At 50.4% G+C, this 232-nt stretch carries 2 tRNA genes; both read right to left on the reverse strand.

Annotated elements, in window-relative coordinates:
• Nucleotides 1-3: 3 nt before the first annotated feature.
• A tRNA-Arg gene (locus tag BM088_RS05820) sits at nt 4-80 on the reverse strand.
• Between the two features lie 73 nt (nt 81-153).
• Nucleotides 154-230, reverse strand: a tRNA-Arg gene (locus BM088_RS05825).
• Between the last annotated feature and the right edge of the window lie 2 nt (nt 231-232).

Genomic DNA, 232 nt, shown 5'->3' on the forward strand with positions numbered 1-232 from the left:
AAGTGGTGGGCGCAGGAGGAGTCGAACCTCCGACCGCCTGGTTCGTAGCCAGGTACTCTATCCAGCTGAGCTATGCGCCCACATCATATTTCATTTATTTTTTAGATAAAAAAACAGACACTATGTCGGATTGCTTATTCTAAATTTCTAAAGTGGTGGGCGCAGGAGGAGTCGAACCTCCGACCGCCTGGTTCGTAGCCAGGTACTCTATCCAGCTGAGCTATGCGCCCAC

The sequence above is a fragment of the Pseudoalteromonas denitrificans DSM 6059 genome (assembly GCF_900112265.1).
GTDB classification, from domain to species: domain Bacteria; phylum Pseudomonadota; class Gammaproteobacteria; order Enterobacterales; family Alteromonadaceae; genus Pseudoalteromonas; species Pseudoalteromonas denitrificans.